Below are 16,738 nucleotides of genomic sequence, written 5' to 3' on the forward strand. Positions count from 1 at the left end.
ACCGGAACGATCAAGCCGGCGTCACGGGAAGCGGCGCATGTCCTCCTCGACGCGCTCGGCGGCCTTGCGGGCGGCGATGAGGACGGGGTCCCAGACGGGCGAGAACGGCGGCGCGTAGCCGAGGTCCAGGCCGGTCATCTCCTCGACGGTCATCCCGTGCCACAGCGCGATGGCCAGCCCGTCGACCCGCTTGGCGGCGTTCTCCTCGCCGACGATCTGCCCGCCGAGCAGCCGCCCGGAGCGGCGCTCGGCGATCAGCTTGGTCTTCATGGCGGTGGCGCCCGGGTGGTAGCCGGCGCGGGTCGTGGACTCGACCACGACGCTCAGCGCGTCGAACCCGGCGGCGGCCGCCTCGCGCTCGTTCAGGCCGGTCCGCGCGACCTCGACGTGGCAGATCTTGGAGACGGCGGTGCCGACCACGCCGGGGAACGTGGCGTAGCCGCCGCCGAGGTTGATCCCCGCGACGCGGCCCTGCTTGTTGGCGTGCGTGCCGAGCGCGATCGCGACCGGCAGGCCGGAGACGAGGTGGCGGGTCTCGACGCAGTCGCCCGCCGCCCACACCCGCTCGGTCCGGGTCCGCATCCGCCGGTCGGTGACGATCCCGCCGGTCGGGCCCGTCTCGATCCCGGCGGCGCGGGCGAGGTCGCTGCCGGGCCGGACGCCGAGGCCGAGGATCACCAGGTCGGCGGGGAGCGTGCGGCCCCCGGCGCGGACCGCCGCGACCCGCCCGTCCGGGCCGGTGTCGAAGCCCTCGACCCGGTCGCCGAGGTGCAGGTCGACGCCGATGCCGCGGATCGCGTCCGCGACGAGCGCGCCCATGTCGGGGTCGAGCGTGCTCATGGGCTGCTCGGCGCCGTCCACGATCGCCACGTCGAGGCCGCGCGTCACCATCGCCTCGGCCATCTCCAGGCCGATGTAGCCGCCGCCCACGACGACGGCGCGGCGCGGCTTCTCGCGCTCCAGCACGCGGCGGATGGCGATCCCGTCGTCGAGGACCTGGACGCCGTGCACCCCCTCGGCGTCGGCGCCGGGCAGCCGCGGGCGGGTCGGCACCGCGCCCGTCGCGATCATGAGCTGGTCGTAGGGCTCCCAGGTCTCGCCGCCGCCGTCCACGTCGCGGACGCGCACCCGCCCGCGCTCCGGGTCGATCTCCGTCGCCTCCGTGCACAGGCGCAGGTCGATGCCCCGGTCGCGGAACTCGGCGGGCGTCCGGGCGATCAGCGCGTCCGCGTCGTCGACCACGCCGCCGACGTAGTACGGGATGCCGCACGCCGAGTACGACGCGAAATGCCCGCGCTCGACGACCGTGACGTCCAGCTCGCCGGGCCCGCGCCGCCTGCGCGCCTGCGACGCGGCGCTCATCCCGGCCGCGTCGCCCCCGATGACGAGCAGCCGCTCGCGTCCTGCCATGGGCACCTCCCGAAGATCGCTCCCCGAGCGTATCCGCGGCGCCCCGCCGGCCGGACGCGGCACCGGTGCGGCACGGCGCCGGTCAGAGGCGGTAGACGCGGCGGGCGTTGCCGGACGCGACGAGCCCCGCGACCCGCTCGGCGTCGGCGGACGTCCAGGCGCCGTCCTCGACGCCGCCCGCGAGGAGCCCCGCGAGGCCGCGCCGGAACAGCAGCGCGCCCAGGTGGTACAGCTCGGCCAGGCCGAACGCGTCGGAGGAGTACAGCACCTTGCCGAACGGGGCGAGCTCCAGCAGCTCGGCGATCAGGGCGGGCGCCCGGTGCCCGAGGTTGTGCGTGGCGAGCCCCGCGTCCACGTACACGTTCGGGAGCACCTGTGCGAGGTACCCGGCCTGCCGGTGGAACGGGTAGTTGTGCAGCAGCAGCGCGGGGGCGCCCGCCGCGTCCATGGCCCGCAGCAGCGAGATGAGCAGCAGCGGGTCGCCGCGGCGCAGGTCGGCGTCGACGTCCCCGTACCCCACGTGGAACTGCACCGGCAGCCCCAGGTCGACCGCGGACCAGATGAGGAAGCGGTGCAGGATCTCGTCGCAGACCCGCATCTCCTCCTGGCGCAGCAGGATCCCGGCCGCGCCGGTGACCTCCGCGTCCGACGGCCGCACCCCCGACAGCTCCAGCCCGGCGCGGTACGCGGCGATCGACTTGGCGCCCGCCGCGTCCGGCGCGCGGGCGGCGAGCCGGGCGCGGACCTCGTCGGCGAACCGGTGGGGGTCCACGCCGTCCGACAGGACCTGCTCGGCGACCGTCTCCAGCCGGACGATCTCGTGCGCCCGCGCCCCGGCCAGGCGCCCGAGGGCGGGCGGGTCCAGCAGGGCGCGCGGCGTGTAGCCGGTGTCCACGCACAGGGCCTCCAGCCCGGCGGCGGAGAGGAACCGGCGGTTCACCTCCGCCGCGCCCAGCTCGGCGCGGCGGGCGAGGTAGGCGTCCGGCTCCGCGTGCGCGTCCAGGTCCAGGACGGGCGCGCACCAGCGCCGCAGCGCGAACCCGACCTGCGTGTCGAACATGCTCGTCCCGGGCGGCCCGCCCGACCCGGCCTCGGTGAGCATCGCCTCGAACGCCGGGCGGTCGAGGTCGTCCTCGTACACGCCGTGGCAGTGGTGGTCGATCAGCGGCAGCGACTCCAGGTATTCGAGCACCCTCCCTACGTCCCCGGAAACGCGGCGGCGTCCCTGAAATCGCGGGGCGTTCTTCCTACGATGCCTCTGCGGGCACCCGCCCTGCGGGAAGGCCCGCGTCCGCCGCCATGACCGGGAGCCGCACCGTGGAACAGACCTTCGACACCGTCCTCGACGGGCAGGAGCGCGCCCGGCGGGGCGCGCGGGCGGCCGAGGCCGCCCGGCGGCTGGCCGGGGAGGACATCGCCGCCGTCGCGCTGACCTGGGTGGACGTCAGCGGGATCACGCGCACCAAGACCGTCCCGGTCGGGCGGCTGGAGCACGCGGCGACCTGGGGCGTCGGGATGTCGCCGGTGTTCGACGTGTTCCTGCTGGACGACTCGATCGTGTCCGGCCGGTACGCCGGCGGCCCGGTCGGCGACCTGCGGCTGCACCCCGACCTGGACCGGCTCGTCCCGCTGGCGGCGCTGCCGGGCTGGGCGCACGCCCCCGCCGACCGGTACGCGCAGGACGGCGCCGCCCACCCGCTCGACGCGCGGGCGCTGCTGCGCCGCGAGACCGACCGGCTCGCCGCGGGCGGCTGGGCGGCCCGGACGGCGTTCGAGATCGAATGGGCGGTGTCGGCCACCCCGGACGAGTTCACGCCCGCCTGCCACGGCCCCGCGTACGGGATGACCCGCGTCAGCGAGCTGGCCGGCTACCTGCGGGCGCTGCTCATCGCGCTGGACCGGACGGGCGTCTCGGTCGAGCAGCTGCACCCCGAGTACGCCGCCGGGCAGTACGAGGTGTCGGTGGCGGCCGAGGACCCGGTCGGCGCCGCCGACACCGCCGTCCTGGTCCGGGAGACGATCCGGGCGGTGACGCTGGAGCACGGCATGCACGCCTCGTTCTCCCCGAAGGTCGTGGCGGGCTCCGTCGGCAACGGCGCGCACGTCCACCTGAGCCTCTGGCGGGAGGACACCGGGGACGGCCCGGCGAACGCGATGGCGGGCGGTCCGGGGCCTTGCGGGATGACGGACGCGGGCCAGGCGTTCGCGGCGGGGATCCTGGACCGGCTGCCCGCGCTGCTGGCGATCGGGGCGCCGGCGGCGGCGAGCTACCTGCGGCTCGTCCCGTCGCACTGGGCGGGGGCGTTCGCGTGCTGGGGGCTGGAGAACCGGGAGGCGGCGCTCCGGTTCGTCACCGGCGCGGAGGGCGAGCGCGACCATGCGGCGAACCTGGAGGTCAAGTGCTTCGACGGGGCCGCGAACCCCTATCTCGCGCTCGCGGGGCTGCTGGCGGCCGGGCGGGCCGGGCTGGACGCGGGGCTGACGCTGCCGGACCCGGTCGAGGTCGACCCGGCCGGGCTCTCCGGCGAGGAGCGCGCCGCGCGCGGCGTCCGGCCGCTGCCGGTCTCGCTGGCGGAGGCGGTGGCGGTGTTCGAGGAGGACGCGATCCTGCGGGACGCGCTGGGCGAGGCGGTGACCGACACGGTCGCGGCCGTCCGGCGCGGCGAGGTCGCGCTGTTCGACGGCGCGGCGCCGGAGGAGATCGCGGCCGCGACCCGCTGGCGGCACTAGCGGCCGGGCTCCGGCGGGTCGGCGGTGCCGGCGGTGCCGGCGACGGCGCCGGGCGCGAACGGCTGGACGCGCACCTCCAGCTCGCCGCAGGCGCAGCGGGTGTAGCTCACCACCCCCTCGGAGGTGAGGTGCCGGGACAGCACCTCGTAGACCTCGGAGCGGGGCCAGCCACAGTGCGGGCAATCCTCCACGGCGCGTCCTCAGGGAAGCTTGTAAGGGTTAAAATCAGGATGCCATTTACAGGATGGCATGGGAGCGGGAGCCGGGGCAATGCGGATAACCGGGTACAAAAGCCACGGGGTGGCGGCGGCCGTCGCCCTGGTCAACGCCGTGACCAGCGCCGACGGCGACGACTCCGTGGACGCGCTGCGCGAGCTGCTGCGCGTGAACGGGTTCTTCTGGCACGAGTTCGACCCGGCCGACGCCGGGGAGTTCCGCCGGTGGGGGCGGACGCTGCGCCGGTTCTTCGACGCCGCCGACCTCGACGAGGCGATGCGGCTGCTGAACGGGCTGATGCTGGAGCTGCCGCTGCACCCGCACCTCGCCGAGCACGACCCGCACGGCGTGCACATGCACTACGCGCCGCCCTCGTCCCGGCTGCCGGACCGGTTCCGCGCGACGACGCTGATGCACCTCGCGGAGCTGGTCGTCGAGCACGGCATCGACCGGACGGGCGTCTGCGACGCCGAGGGCTGCGACCGCGTGTACGCCGACACGTCGCGGGCGGGGCGGCGCCGGTTCTGCTCGGAGTCGTGCGCGAACCGGACGAACGTCGCGGCGTTCCGCGCCCGCCGCCGCGGCTGACCGCGGCCCGCCGCCGGCGGCCGAGGCGGCCGGCCGGAGCGCTTCGGCACACCCGATCGCGGGGTTTGCCGGGACTTTGCCCCGCACCGGGAAGGAAGCGGATCGGCGTCCTCTTGAGTATCGAGTGCCCGAAAGGGCATGCCGACCCACGTACCGCTGATCCCTACCCACGTGTGCACAGATGCCTTTCGTTTTCCGCCGTCCCGGCTTCCTCGACCGCCCCGGTCTCCGCGACCGGTCCGGCCGCGCCGTCCGCTCGCCGATCCAGGTGGCGACCGAAGCCCCGTCGTCGGTGTACCGGATCGCGCGGCTGACGCTCACCGCCGTCGCCGCGTTCCTGATCGCCCGGTTCGTGCTGCCGAGCACCGGCCAGCCGCCGCTGCTCGCACCGCTGACCGCGCTGCTGGTCGTCCAGCACTCCGTCTACGAGACGATCAAGCACAGCCTGCTGCGGGTCGGCGCGGTCACCTCCGGGGTGATGATCGCCGTCCTGTTCGCCCACGGGGTGGGGTTCTCCTGGTGGAGCCTCGGCCTGTCGATCCTCGCGGCGCTGGTCATCGGGCAGGTGCTGCGGCTCGGCGACCAGTTGCTGGAGGTGCCGATCAGCGCGATGCTGATCTTCGCGCTGGGCGCGTCCAACTGGCCCGGCGCGACCGACCGGATCCTGGAGACGCTGGTCGGCGCCGCCACCGGGCTGGTCGCCACGTTCCTGGTGCCGTCGGTGCGGGTGCGGCCCGCGGAGGAGGCCGTCCAGGACGTCGCCGAGCAGCTCCGCGAGCTGATCCAGGACATCGCCGACGGGCTGCAGGGCGACCGCACCGAGGGCGAGGCGGCCCGGTGGCAGGAGGAGGCGGAGCGGTTCGCCCGCGACATCGGCCGCACCGACCAGGACCTGCGGGACGCGGAGGAGAGCGTCCGGCTCAACCCCCGCACCCAGGCGCGGCGGCTGGTGGACGCGGGCGTCGCGCTGCGCAACGCCGTCGAGACGATGGAGCACTTCACGCTGTCGCTGCGCGGGCTGACCCGGTCGCTGGCCGACGACGAGCGGCTCGGCCCGCGCGGCCGGCTGCTCACCGATCCGACGCTGCGCCGCCAGCTCGGCGACGCGCTGGCGGGGATCGCCGCGAGCGTCGCCGCCTACGGCCGGCTGGCCCGCTCGGACCTGGCCACCGACGCCCGCCCGTACCTGGCGGAGAACGAGCTGGAGGTGCGGGTGGACATCGCCCGCGAGCGGCGCGCCCGGCTCACCCGCAGCCTGCACGAGAGGGCCGCGGCGGGCGACCTGTGGCCGCTGTACGGCGAGGTGTCCATGGACATCGACCGGCTGATCGAGAACCTGCGCGTCGAGCACCGCGCCCGCGCCCGCGAGCACTGGCGGCGGCACCGGGGCGCGACCCGGCACCTGCCGGAGCGGCCGGTCCGGGTCGTCCAGCAGGCGGGGCACCAGCTGCGCCGCGCGGCCGCGTCCGCCGCCGCCGCGGCCGAGCGGACCGCCCGCGACTCCGACGACTTCTACCGCTGAACGCGGCGGGGCGCCGGCCCGGCTAGTTTGGGATCATGGCGACGTTCCGGGTGCTGATGATCTGCGGGAGCCTGCGCAAGGGCTCGACGAACGAGGCGGCGCTGCGCACCGCCCTGGCCGTGGCCCCGCCCGTACTGGACGGGACGATCTACACCGGAATGGGCGATCTCCCGCACTTCAACCCCGACGACGACCGGGAGCCGCTGCACCCGGCCGTGGCGGGCCTGCGCGCCGCGATCGGCGCGGCGGACGCCCTGCTGCTGTGCACGCCCGAGTACGCGGGCGCGCTGCCCGGCTCGTTCAAGAACCTGCTGGACTGGACGATCGGCGGCGGCGAGATGTACGGCAGGCCGGTCGCGTGGATGAACGTCGCGTCGCCCGCCGCCCCGGCCGGAGGCGAGGACGCGCACGCGTCGCTGCGCAAGGTGCTCGGCTACGCGAGCGCCGAGATCGTCGAGGCCGCCTGCGCCCGCGTCCCGGTCACGCGCCCGGACGTGGGCGCGGACGGCCTCGTCCACGCCGACGCCCTACGCGACCAGATCGCCGGAGCGCTCGGCGCGCTCGCCGCCCACCTCGCCGCCCCGCGCGCGTAGGCGGAGCGCCAGCCGCAGCGCGGGCAGGGCGCCGAGGACGGCGATGCACGCCGCGGTGACGAGCATCGCGCCCAGCCCGCCCAGCCGGTACGGGACGCCGAGCACGGCGACGCCCGCGGCGATCCCGGCCTGCTTGGCGGCGCTGGTGATGCCGCCCGCGACGCCCGCGCGTTCCGGCGGCGCCGCCGCGAGCGCGACCTGGCTGGAGACGAGGTTGCCGATCCCGCCGAGGCCGCCCACGACGAATCCGGGCACCAGCGCCGGCCACGAGCGGGCCGGGTAGGCGGCCAGGAGCAGCAGCGAGGACACCGCGATCAGCAGCGGGCCGAGCGCGACGAGGACGGCCGGCGGGAACCGGTGCGAGACGCGGGCGAGCAGCAGCGGCGTCGCGAGGGCGGGGAGGCTGTAGGTGAGGAACCACGTCCCGGCCCGCGCCGGCGAGGTGCTCATCTCGCCCTGCGCGTAGAGCGAGAAGTAGCCGAGGGCGGCGGCTCCGGCCGCGTGGTAGGCGAACGCGGCCGCCGCGTTGGCCGCGTAGAGCCGGTCGCGCAGCAGCGACAGGTCGATCATCGGCTCGGGGACGCGGCGCACCGCGAGCACGGCGGCCCCCACGGCGGCCGCCGCCAGCGGGAGCAGCACGCCGGGGGCGTCCCAGCCGAGGCGCGGCCCCTCGATCAGCGCCCACATCGGGCCGCCGAGCGCGGTGGTGAGGCAGGCCGCGGCCACCGCGTCGAACGGGCGGGGCCGGGGGTCGCGGGACTCGCGGACGGCCGGCAGGGCGACGGCGAGCGCCGCCAGCCCGACCGGCACGTTCAGCAGGAAGATCGCCCGCCAGCCGAACAGCCCGGTGAGGACGCCGCCGGCGAGCGGGCCGGTGGCGATCGCGGCGCCGGACGCGGCGGCGAACACGCCGATCGCCCGGTTGCGGGCGCGGCCCGCCGGGTAGGCGGCGGCCAGCAGCGGCGACGCCGTCCCGTACAGCACGGCCGCGCCGCAGCCCTGGACGGCCCGCAGCGCGGCCAGCGCGCCCGCGGTCGGCGCGAGCGCGCAGGCCAGGGACGCGGCCGTGAACGCGGCGAGGCCGGCCAGGAGCGTCCGGCGGCGTCCGAGCCGGTCCGCCAGCGCCCCGGCGGGCAGCAGCAGGACGGCGAGCGCGATGGCGTAGGCGTCGATGGCCCACTGCACCCCGCTGAGCCCCGCGTCCAGGCGCCGCCGCAGGTCGGGCAGCGCGACGTTGACCCCGACGAGGTCGAGGACGAGCAGGTAGCCGGCCGCCGAGGCGACGGCCGTGGTCCAGGCCGGACGGTGCGCGACGCGCATGGCGCCTCCTTAATATACAGCGTAGATATACGGCGTATATTAAGGGCTAGACTGCGATCCGTGAAGACCCCGGCCCAGCGCGGGCGCGGCACCCGCGGCCTCACCAGGGACGAGGTGCTCGACGCGACCGTGGACCTCGCGGAGGAGCGCGGCCTCGACGCGGTGAGCATGCGCGCCGTCGCCGACCGGCTCGGCGTGACCCCGATGGCCCTGTACCGCTACGTCGGCGACAAGCAGGGGCTGCTGGACGGGCTCGTCGAGCGCCTGCTGCGCGACATGCCGGACGACGACCCGGCGCTCCCCTGGCGGGACCGGCTGCGCGCGTTCGGGTCCGGCATCCGCGCGATCGCGCGCCGGCACCCCGACCTGTTCATGCTGCTGCTCACCCGGCCGACCGTCACCGAGGAGTCGCGCCGCCCGCGCAACGCGATCCAGGCGATGCTGCGCGACGCCGGGGTGCCGGAGGACGTCGTCCGCCCGCTACAGCGGCTGCTCGACACGGTCGGCATGGGCCTGGCCGCCTCGGAGGCGAACGGCCGGTTCACCGGCGACCCCGAGGGCGTCGAAGAGGTGTACGACCTGGCGGAGGAGATCTTCATCGCCGCCATCGAGCGGTACGCCTCGTAACCGCACCGAACTCTCGAGCGCTCCAAAAATAGGGCGACCGGTCTATTGAATCGTTAGACCGGTCGGTCTAGAGTGGCGGCATGGCACCACGGGGCGAGACGAGAGAACGGGTCCTGCGGACGGCGGCGGAGCTGTTCCAGCGGCAGGGCTACCACGGCACCGGGCTGAACCAGGTGCTGGCCGAGAGCCGGGCGCCGAAGGGATCGCTGTACTTCCACTTCCCGGAGGGCAAGGAGCAGCTGGCGTCGGAGTCGGTGGCGCTGGCGGGCCGGGATGTCGGCGACTCCCTCGCGGAGGCGGTCCTCGCCGCCGGGGACGCGCGGTCCGGCCTGGCGGCGATGGGCGGGTACTTCGCCCAGAACCTCCTCGACTCGGACTTCGCGAAGGGGTGCCCGGTCGCGACCGTGGCCCTGGACTCCGCCGCGGAGAGCGAGCCGATCCGCGCGGCGTGCGACACCGTCTACGGGGAGTGGCGGCAGGGCATCGCGCTGGCGCTGCGCGGCTGGGGCGTCCCGGACGACCGCGCCGAGCCGCTCGCCGCGACGGTCCTGTCCTCGCTGCAGGGCGCCATCATGCTCGCCCGCGTCCAGAAGGACACGACCGTCATCGACACGGTCACCGCCCACCTCGCCGACCTCGTCGAGCAGACCACCACTCGCTGACCCGCGGCGAGCCGCCGCGGATCAGCGCATACAGGGAGGCGTTTCGTCATGCGCGTGCACCATCTGGACTGCGCCCGGATGCGGGAGATCGAGCCCGCCGACGGGCCGGACAGCCCGCTGAGACCCGCCCACGGCGTCAGCCACGTCCTCGTCGTGGAGACGGACGCGTCCGGGCTCGTCCTGGTCGACGCCGGGATCGGCACCGGCGACATCGCGGACCCGTCCGGGCGGCTGATGGACGACTGGGTGGAGATGACCCGGCCGGCGCTCGACCCCGCGACGACGGCCGCCGCGCAGATCGAGGCGCTCGGCCTGTCCCCCTCGGACGTCCGGCACATCGTGGTGACGCACCTGCACCGCGACCACGCGGGCGGGCTGAGCGACTTCCCCGACGCGGCCGTGCACCTGTTCGAGGCGGAGCGGGCGGACGGCGGCAAGACCCCGGCGCAGCTCGCGCACGGCCCGAAGTGGGTGACCTACGACAGCGGGCCCGGCGAGCACTGGAACGGGTTCGACGGCGTGCGGCCGCTCGACGGCATTGCCGAGGACGTCCTGCTGATCCCGTTGCACGGGCACACGCCCGGCCACGCCGGGGTCGCGGTGCGGGACGGGGACCGCTGGCTGCTGCACGCCGGCGACGCGTACATGTACCACGGCGAGGTCGACCGGCCCGATCCCGTCGGGCATCCGCTGATGGACCTCGTCCAGGCGAGCGGGGAGGTCGACCGGGAGCAGCGGCTCGCCGGTGTGGCGAGGCTGCGCGAACTGGTCCTCGACCCCGGCAGCGGCGTCGAGGTGTTCTCGGCGCACGACCCCTGGGAGTTCGCCCGCTACCGGTGAACCAACGGGGGCGCCGCGCCCGAGCCGGCGCCCACCGCCCCTGACCAGCCGTCGTTCTTCACCGCAGTGCGATCGCAAGGGTGTCCGGGACTGTCATCACGAGACGTCCCGGGCGCCCTCGTCGGCATGCCCGGCCGGGACATCGGCTTCGAGTGAGCGGAGGAACGTGAGCCGTCAACAGCGCGTGCTCGTGGTAGGGGACACCGAGATAGCCCGCCGCACCTGCGGCGCACTGACACGGCAGGGGACGCGCGCCCTCCACCTGCCCCAGCCCGACGACCAGCGGCTCCAGAGCGCGCTGACCGACGACGTAGACGCGGTGGCGCTGCTGGTGCGCGGCGACGTGATCGCGCTGCGGTACGCGCTGCTGGTCGAGTACCTGCGGCCCGGGATCCGCCTGGTGGTCCTGCTGTTCGACCGCACCATCGCCGACCAACTGCTGACGACCATGCCCAACTGCCAGATCACCTCCCCCGCCGACATCGCGGTGCCGGCCATCATCGGCGCCTGCATGGGCGACCCCGTCCTCGCCGTCGACACCGCGTCCTCCCCGCCCCGCGTCATCAGCGGCACGCCCGACGGGATCGACACCCGGGACTGGCGCCCGCGGCACCGCGTCCGCAACCTCGCCAGGACGCTCGCGGGACAGATCCGCCCGCACGACCGCACGAGCCGCCTCCTGCTGACCGGGCTCGGCGGGCTGGCCTTCACCCTGCTGGTGGAATGGCTGCTGGCGACCCTCGCGCTGCACGCCGACCCGCTCACCGCCTTCTACACGGCGACCCGGATCGTCGCCACGGTCGGGCCGGGCGAGACCGGGCACGCGCCCGGCTGGTACCTCGCCGCGGCCAGCGTCAACATGCTGCTCGGCGTCGTCTACACCGCGCTGTTTACCGCCGGGATCGTCAACCGCTTCCTGTCCGCGCGGAGCATCGACATCGTCGGCCCGCGGATCCGCCCGAGCCGGGACCACGTCGTGGTGGTGGGGCTCGGGCAGGTCAGCCTGCGCCTGTGCATGGCCCTCAGGAAGCTGGGCATCCCGGTGATCGCGGTGGAGCGCGACCCCCGGGCCGCCAACCTCCGGCTCGCCAGGTCCGCCGGCATCCCCGTCCTGATCGCCCACGCGCAGGACCGCGAGGTGCTCGCCGGGCTCGGCCTCGAACGGGCCCGCGCGCTCGCCGCGATGGGAGCCGACGACCTCGACAACGTCGAGGTCGCCATCGCGGCCCTGGCCATCGCCCCGCGCCTGCACGTCGTCCTGCGCGCGGGCGACAGCGCCGTGATCAGCGAGACGAGGTCGCTGTTCTCCATCGGAGAGGTCTGCGACATCACCGCCCTCAGCGTCCACGCCGTCGTCCACGGGCTGAACGGGCACTCCCCCCGCTTCGTCCACCCCTACCGCGGCGGCATCGTCGCCCATCCCCCCGCCCCGGCGGACGCGGACGCGCCATCGCCCGACGCGCCGCCGTCCGAAGCGGAGGAGGCGACGCTCGTCTCCTCGTCGTCCGTCCGGTGCGGCTGCTGAGCCGCCCGCCCGCTACGGGTGGTTGAGGCGGTGGGCGAGGGCCGTGTGGCGGCGGCCCGCGCCCGCCGTGCGGACGGCCGCGGCGAGCGCCCGCCGCGACCCGACCAGCACGACCAGCTTCTTCGCGCGGGTGATGCCGGTGTAGAGCAGGTTGCGGCGCAGCATCATCCACGCGCCGGTCGTCAGCGGGATCACGACCGCCGGGTACTCGCTGCCCTGCGACCGGTGGATCGTGATGGCGTAGGCGTGCGCCAGCTCGTCCAGCTCGTCGAAGCCGTAGTCGATGCTCTCGTCCTCGTCCGTGAGGACGGTCAGCGACTGCTCCTCCAGGGACACGGCGGTGACGACGCCGACCGTCCCGTTGAACACGCCCGCCTCGCCCTTGTCGTAGTTGTTGCGCAGCTGCGTGACCTTGTCGCCGACGCGGAACACGCGCCCGCCGTAGCGGCGCTCCGGACGGTCGTCCCGGTGCGGGGTGAGGGCCTCCTGGAGCTGCGCGTTCAGCGCCCCCGCCCCGGCGACGCCGCGGTGCATCGGGGTGAGGACCTGGACGTCGCGGCGCGGATCGAGGCCGAACCTGCGCGGGATCCGGTTGGCGACGACGTCGACGGTCAGGTCCGCAGCCTCCTCCTGCTCGTCGCAGGCGAACAGGAAGAAGTCGGGGTAGCCGCGCGTCTGCGGGTGCTCGCCGGTGTTGACGCGGTGCGCGTTCACCACGATCCCCGACCGCTGCGCCTGCCGGAAGATCTTCGTCAGCCGGACGCGCGGGACCGCCTCGGCACCGAGCAGGTCGGCCAGCACCTCGCCCGCGCCGACCGACGGGAGCTGGTCGACGTCGCCGACCAGCAGCAGGTGCGCGCCGCGCGGGACCGCCTTGACCAGCTTGTTCATCAGGATCAGGTCGACCATCGAGCTCTCGTCGACCACGACGAGGTCGGCGTCGAGCGGGCTGTCCTGGTCGTACTTGGCGTCCCCGCCGGGCTGGAGCTGCAGCAGCCGGTGCACGGTCGCGGCCTCGTGCCCGGTCAGCTCGGCGAGCCGCTTGGCGGCCCGCCCGGTCGGCGCGACCAGCACGATCTTCGCCCGCTTCGCGGCGGCGAGCTCCACGACGGACCGGACGGTGAAGCTCTTCCCGCAGCCGGGCCCGCCGGTGAGGACCGCGACCTTGGACGTCAGCGCGAGCTTGACGGCCTCCTCCTGCTCGGGCGCGAGGGCCTGCCCGGTGCGCTTCTTCAGCCACGGCAGCGCCTTGTCCCAGTCGACGTCCGCGAACGCCCCGAGCCGGTCCTCCTTCGCGTCGAGCAGCTCGCGGAGGCCGCGCGCCACCGACCGCTCCGCCCGGTGGAACGGGACGAGGTAGACGGCCGGGATCGTCGCGGCGTCGTCGCCCTCCCCCGGGATCGGCTCGCGGACCACGCCCTCGTCGCGGGCCAGCTCGTCCAGCGCCGGGACGATCAGCTCCCGCTCCACGCCGAGGATCTTCTCCGCCGCCGTGACGAGGTTCGGCTCGGGCAGGAAGCAGTGCCCGTCGTCGGCGGCCTCCGACAGCGTGTACTGGAGGCCCGCCTTGATGCGCTCCGGGCTGTCATGCGGGATCCCCACGGCCTGCGCGATCGTGTCGGCGGTCTTGAACCCGATGCCCCACACGTCCGCCGCGAGCCGGTAGGGCTCCTTCTGGACGGTCTCCACCGACCGGTCTCCGTACTGCTTGTAGATGCGGACGGCGAGCGACGTCGAGACGCCGACGCCCTGCAGGAAGACCATCACCTCCTTGATGGCCTTCTGCTCCTCCCACGCGTCGGCGATCCGCTTCGTCCGCTTGGGGCCGAGCCCGGGGACCTCGACGAGCCGCTCCGGCTCCTCCTCGATGATCCGCAGGATGTCGGTGCCGAAGTGGCCGACCATCCGGTCCGCCATCACCGGCCCGATGCCCTTGATCATGCCGGAGCCCAGGTAGCGGCGGATGCCCTGCACGGTCGCCGGGAGCACGGTGGTGTAGGAGTCGACCTCGAACTGCTTGCCGTACTTCGGGTGCGACCGCCACCGCCCGGTCAGCTTCAGGCTCTCCCCCACCTGCGCGCCGAGCAGCGCGCCGACCACGGTGAGCAGGTCGCCGCCGGTCCGCTCCGTCGCGACCCGCGCGACGGTGTAGCCGGTGTCCTCGTTGGCATAGGTGACGCGCTCCAGCACCGCCTCCAGCACGACCGGACGCGGCGGTTCGGGCTGAGCCGGGTTCGGGGGGCGCGACGTCACGAACCTCATGATGTCGGATCCGCGGCACCGCTCCGACCCGATCCCTGACGGCTCGTTCGACATCCCGGCGCGGGGACGACGCGGGCGGGCGTTCGCGGGACGTGTCGGCGCAAACCTCCGGATCTCGGGTCCGTGCGGCGCGGCCGGGCCGATTTTCTTGATCGTCAGCGGAACATGCAGATCATCGCGGTCGGGAAGTGATCTTGTCGGCCGGACCGTGGCCGGATCCGGCAGCGGTTCTGGATCTTCCGTTGATCGCGACGTACGTTCCGGGCGCACCCGTACCGCACGTACTGGGAGGTAACGCTGGTGTTCCGCTCCCGAACCCCGGCACTGGCGGCCCTGAGCGCCGCCGCCGTCACTCTCGCCGCAGCCGCCCTCGACGCCGCCCCCGCCACCGCCCAGCCCGCTGCTGGGAACGATCCAATCGCCGGTTTCACCGCGCAGGGCTCCCGCTGGCAGCGCCAGTACGAGAAGCTCTTCAGCGCCCTCCCGTCACCGCAGGTGGCCCGCTCGCTGGACGCCGAGCTGTCGAGCGAGCCCGCCGTCACCACGACGACCGGCGACTGGCATCGCGTCCGGCGGATCGTGAAGCGGTTCGCGTCGTACGGCCTGAAGCCGCAGGTCAAGACCTACTACGCCTACACGTCCCTGCCGAAGAAGGTCAGCCTCCAGATGACCGCGCCGCAGTCCGCGACGCTGCCGGTCAAGGAGAAGCCGAGGCCCTGGCAGAAGCACTTCGACGAGGTCATCCCCGCGCACAACGGGCTGTCGCCGTCCGGGGACGTGCAGGGCGAGGTCGTCTACGCCAACTACGGCCGCCCCCAGGACTTCGAGCAGCTCCAGAAGGCCGGCGTCTCGGTCAAGGGCAAGATCGTCCTCGTCCGGTACGGGCAGGTGTTCCGCGGGATCAAGCCGCGCGACGCCGCCCGGTACGGCGCCAAGGGCGTGCTGATCTACTCCGACCCGGCCGACGACGGGTTCGCCCGGGGCCCGGTGTACCCGGACGGGCCGTGGCGCGCGTCCGACGGCATCCAGCGCGGCAGCGTCGCGCAGATCCAGCTCGCCTCCGGCGACCCGCTGACGCCCGGCTGGTCGGACGACTCCCCGAAGGCCCGGCGGCTGAAGCCGTCCGAGGCGCCGATGCTGCAGGGACTCGTCCCGACGCTGCCGATCTCCTACGGCGCCGCCGAGCCGCTGCTGCGCTCGCTCACCGGCGCGCAGGCGCCGGACGGCTGGCAGGGCGGCCTGCCCTTCACCTACCGCCTCGGCCCCGGCGGCACGAAGGTGCACCTCGACCTCCAGAACACCTTCCAGGTCCGCAAGCTGTGGGACGTCACCGTGACGATCCCCGGCAGCGAGCGCCCCGACCAGGAGGTCGTGCTCGGCGCGCACCACGACGCGTGGGCGTACGGCAGCGACGACAACCTGTCCGGGACGGAGAACGTCCTGCAGATCGGCCGCGCGCTCGGCACGCTCCTCAAGCAGGGCTGGCGGCCCAAGCGGACGGTCGTGCTCGCCACCTGGGACGGCGAGGAGTACGGCCTGTTCGGCTCCACCGAGTACGCCGAGCAGCAGGGCGAACGGCTCCGCAACGCCGTCGCGTACGTGAACATGGACGGCGCGGGCGGCTCCCAGTTCGGCGCCGAGGCGACGCCCGCGCTGGACCAGTCCGTCATCGACGCGGCCAAGGAGGTCGCCTGGCCCGGCACGAGCGGGACGGCCTACGACGCGTGGAAGGCGCAGAACGACGGCAAGACCCCGATCGACCGCATCGGCGGCGGCTCGGACTTCCAGGCGTTCTTCCAGCGCTACGGCGTGCCCGCGATGAACCTCGGCTCCTCGTCGCCGGGGTCGTCGGGCAACTACCACTGCTCGTGCGACGACTTCTACTGGATGTCGCACTTCGGCGACCCGACCTGGCAGTACCACGCGGCGATGTCCCGGCTCGTCGGCATCGCGGCGCTGCGGCTCGCCGACGCGGACGTCATCGCGATGCGGTACTCGCCGTACGCCGCCGAGACCGCCCAGTACCTGACCGCGTTCACCGAGCAGCAGCGCACGCGGCTCGGCAAGGTCGTGGTGGACGTCTCGCGCGACATCGACCAGGCCAAGGCGTGGCAGAAGGCCGCCGACGCGTTGCAGGCGCGCGCGCAGCAGGCCCTCGGCAAGGGCGACACGGCGGAGTTCCGGCGGCTGAACGCCAAGCTCATGCAGGACGAGCGCGACCTGCTGGCCCAGTCGGGCCTGCCGGGCCGGCCCTGGTACCGGCACCAGATCTACGCCCCGGGCATGGACACCGGCTACGCCACGCAGCGGCTCCCCGGCCTCAACGACGCGCTGTTCCTGCAGAACGACCCGGCGGCCGCGAAGGCGTACGAAGCGCGCCTGTACGATTCCCTCCGCGCGGCTACCCGCACCCTCACCCCGTAAGCAGGGCCGCCCTGCGGCG

General features: G+C 74.4%; 14 protein-coding genes. 9 read left to right on the plus strand and 5 right to left on the minus strand.

Annotation, left to right across the window (positions count from 1 at the left end):
- Nucleotides 1–21: 21 nt before the first annotated feature.
- Nucleotides 22–1,410, minus strand: coding sequence for an FAD-dependent oxidoreductase (locus ABT299_RS10055; RefSeq protein WP_500250427.1), 1,389 nt, complete (start codon nucleotides 1,408–1,410; stop codon nucleotides 22–24).
- Nucleotides 1,411–1,492: 82 nt separating this feature from the next.
- A complete protein-coding gene (locus tag ABT299_RS10060; protein ID WP_387023303.1) occupies nucleotides 1,493–2,602 on the minus strand; it encodes an amidohydrolase family protein in 1,110 nt (369 codons plus the stop codon).
- A 125-nt stretch (nucleotides 2,603–2,727) separates the two neighbouring features.
- On the opposite strand from ABT299_RS10060, the gene ABT299_RS10065 reads away from it, so the two are divergent.
- Complete coding sequence (locus tag ABT299_RS10065; protein ID WP_500250428.1) at nucleotides 2,728–4,140, plus strand: type I glutamate--ammonia ligase; 1,413 nt, start codon at nucleotides 2,728–2,730, stop codon at nucleotides 4,138–4,140.
- Here ABT299_RS10065 and ABT299_RS10070 read toward each other — a convergent pair.
- Nucleotides 4,137–4,331, minus strand: a complete 195-nt coding sequence (locus ABT299_RS10070) for a hypothetical protein (protein ID WP_190858935.1) — start codon at nucleotides 4,329–4,331, stop codon at nucleotides 4,137–4,139. The genes ABT299_RS10065 and ABT299_RS10070 overlap by 4 nt on opposite strands.
- A gap of 79 nt (nucleotides 4,332–4,410) precedes the next feature.
- On the opposite strand from ABT299_RS10070, the gene ABT299_RS10075 reads away from it, so the two are divergent.
- From ABT299_RS10075 to ABT299_RS10085, 3 genes are all read left to right on the plus strand, one after another.
- The gene (locus tag ABT299_RS10075; RefSeq protein ID WP_190858937.1) at nucleotides 4,411–4,944 is read left to right on the plus strand and encodes a CGNR zinc finger domain-containing protein; all 534 of its coding nucleotides are present in this window, start codon (nucleotides 4,411–4,413) and stop codon (nucleotides 4,942–4,944) included.
- A 181-nt stretch (nucleotides 4,945–5,125) separates the two neighbouring features.
- The gene (locus ABT299_RS10080; protein WP_190858939.1) at nucleotides 5,126–6,466 is read left to right on the plus strand and encodes an FUSC family protein; all 1,341 of its coding nucleotides are present in this window, start codon (nucleotides 5,126–5,128) and stop codon (nucleotides 6,464–6,466) included.
- A gap of 35 nt (nucleotides 6,467–6,501) precedes the next feature.
- Nucleotides 6,502–7,059 carry an NADPH-dependent FMN reductase gene (locus tag ABT299_RS10085; protein ID WP_500250429.1) on the plus strand — a complete coding sequence of 186 codons (558 nt, stop codon included), beginning with the start codon at nucleotides 6,502–6,504 and terminating at the stop codon, nucleotides 7,057–7,059.
- Here ABT299_RS10085 and ABT299_RS10090 read toward each other — a convergent pair.
- Nucleotides 6,994–8,379, minus strand: coding sequence for an MFS transporter (locus tag ABT299_RS10090; RefSeq protein ID WP_500250430.1), 1,386 nt, complete (start codon nucleotides 8,377–8,379; stop codon nucleotides 6,994–6,996). The genes ABT299_RS10085 and ABT299_RS10090 overlap by 66 nt on opposite strands.
- Nucleotides 8,380–8,439: 60 nt before the next feature.
- Here ABT299_RS10090 and ABT299_RS10095 point away from each other — a divergent pair, with 60 nt between their 5' ends.
- The 4 genes from ABT299_RS10095 (at nucleotide 8,440) to ABT299_RS10110 (ending at nucleotide 12,033) form a co-directional block, all read left to right on the plus strand.
- On the plus strand, nucleotides 8,440–9,006 hold the full coding sequence (locus ABT299_RS10095) for a TetR family transcriptional regulator (protein ID WP_206700055.1): 567 nt from the start codon (nucleotides 8,440–8,442) through the stop codon (nucleotides 9,004–9,006).
- Between the two features lie 80 nt (nucleotides 9,007–9,086).
- Complete coding sequence (locus ABT299_RS10100; RefSeq protein WP_500250431.1) at nucleotides 9,087–9,668, plus strand: TetR/AcrR family transcriptional regulator; 582 nt, start codon at nucleotides 9,087–9,089, stop codon at nucleotides 9,666–9,668.
- Nucleotides 9,669–9,716: 48 nt separating this feature from the next.
- A complete protein-coding gene (locus tag ABT299_RS10105) occupies nucleotides 9,717–10,508 on the plus strand; it encodes an MBL fold metallo-hydrolase (protein ID WP_190858947.1) in 792 nt (263 codons plus the stop codon).
- 166 nt (nucleotides 10,509–10,674) lie between these two features.
- Nucleotides 10,675–12,033, plus strand: coding sequence for a potassium channel family protein (locus tag ABT299_RS10110; RefSeq protein ID WP_500250432.1), 1,359 nt, complete (start codon nucleotides 10,675–10,677; stop codon nucleotides 12,031–12,033).
- A 12-nt stretch (nucleotides 12,034–12,045) separates the two neighbouring features.
- Here the strand turns inward: ABT299_RS10110 and recD2 are convergent, their stop codons facing one another.
- Nucleotides 12,046–14,295 (minus strand): SF1B family DNA helicase RecD2, encoded by a 2,250-nt coding sequence (gene recD2, locus ABT299_RS10115; RefSeq protein ID WP_500250433.1) that lies wholly within the window; start codon nucleotides 14,293–14,295, stop codon nucleotides 12,046–12,048.
- 300 nt (nucleotides 14,296–14,595) lie between these two features.
- Here recD2 and ABT299_RS10120 point away from each other — a divergent pair, with 300 nt between their 5' ends.
- Nucleotides 14,596–16,719, plus strand: a complete 2,124-nt coding sequence (locus tag ABT299_RS10120; protein ID WP_500250434.1) for a M28 family peptidase — start codon at nucleotides 14,596–14,598, stop codon at nucleotides 16,717–16,719.
- Nucleotides 16,720–16,738 lie beyond the last annotated feature (19 nt).

This window comes from Spirillospora sp. NPDC000708 (assembly GCF_040299565.1).
Lineage (GTDB): Bacteria > Actinomycetota > Actinomycetes > Streptosporangiales > Streptosporangiaceae > Spirillospora.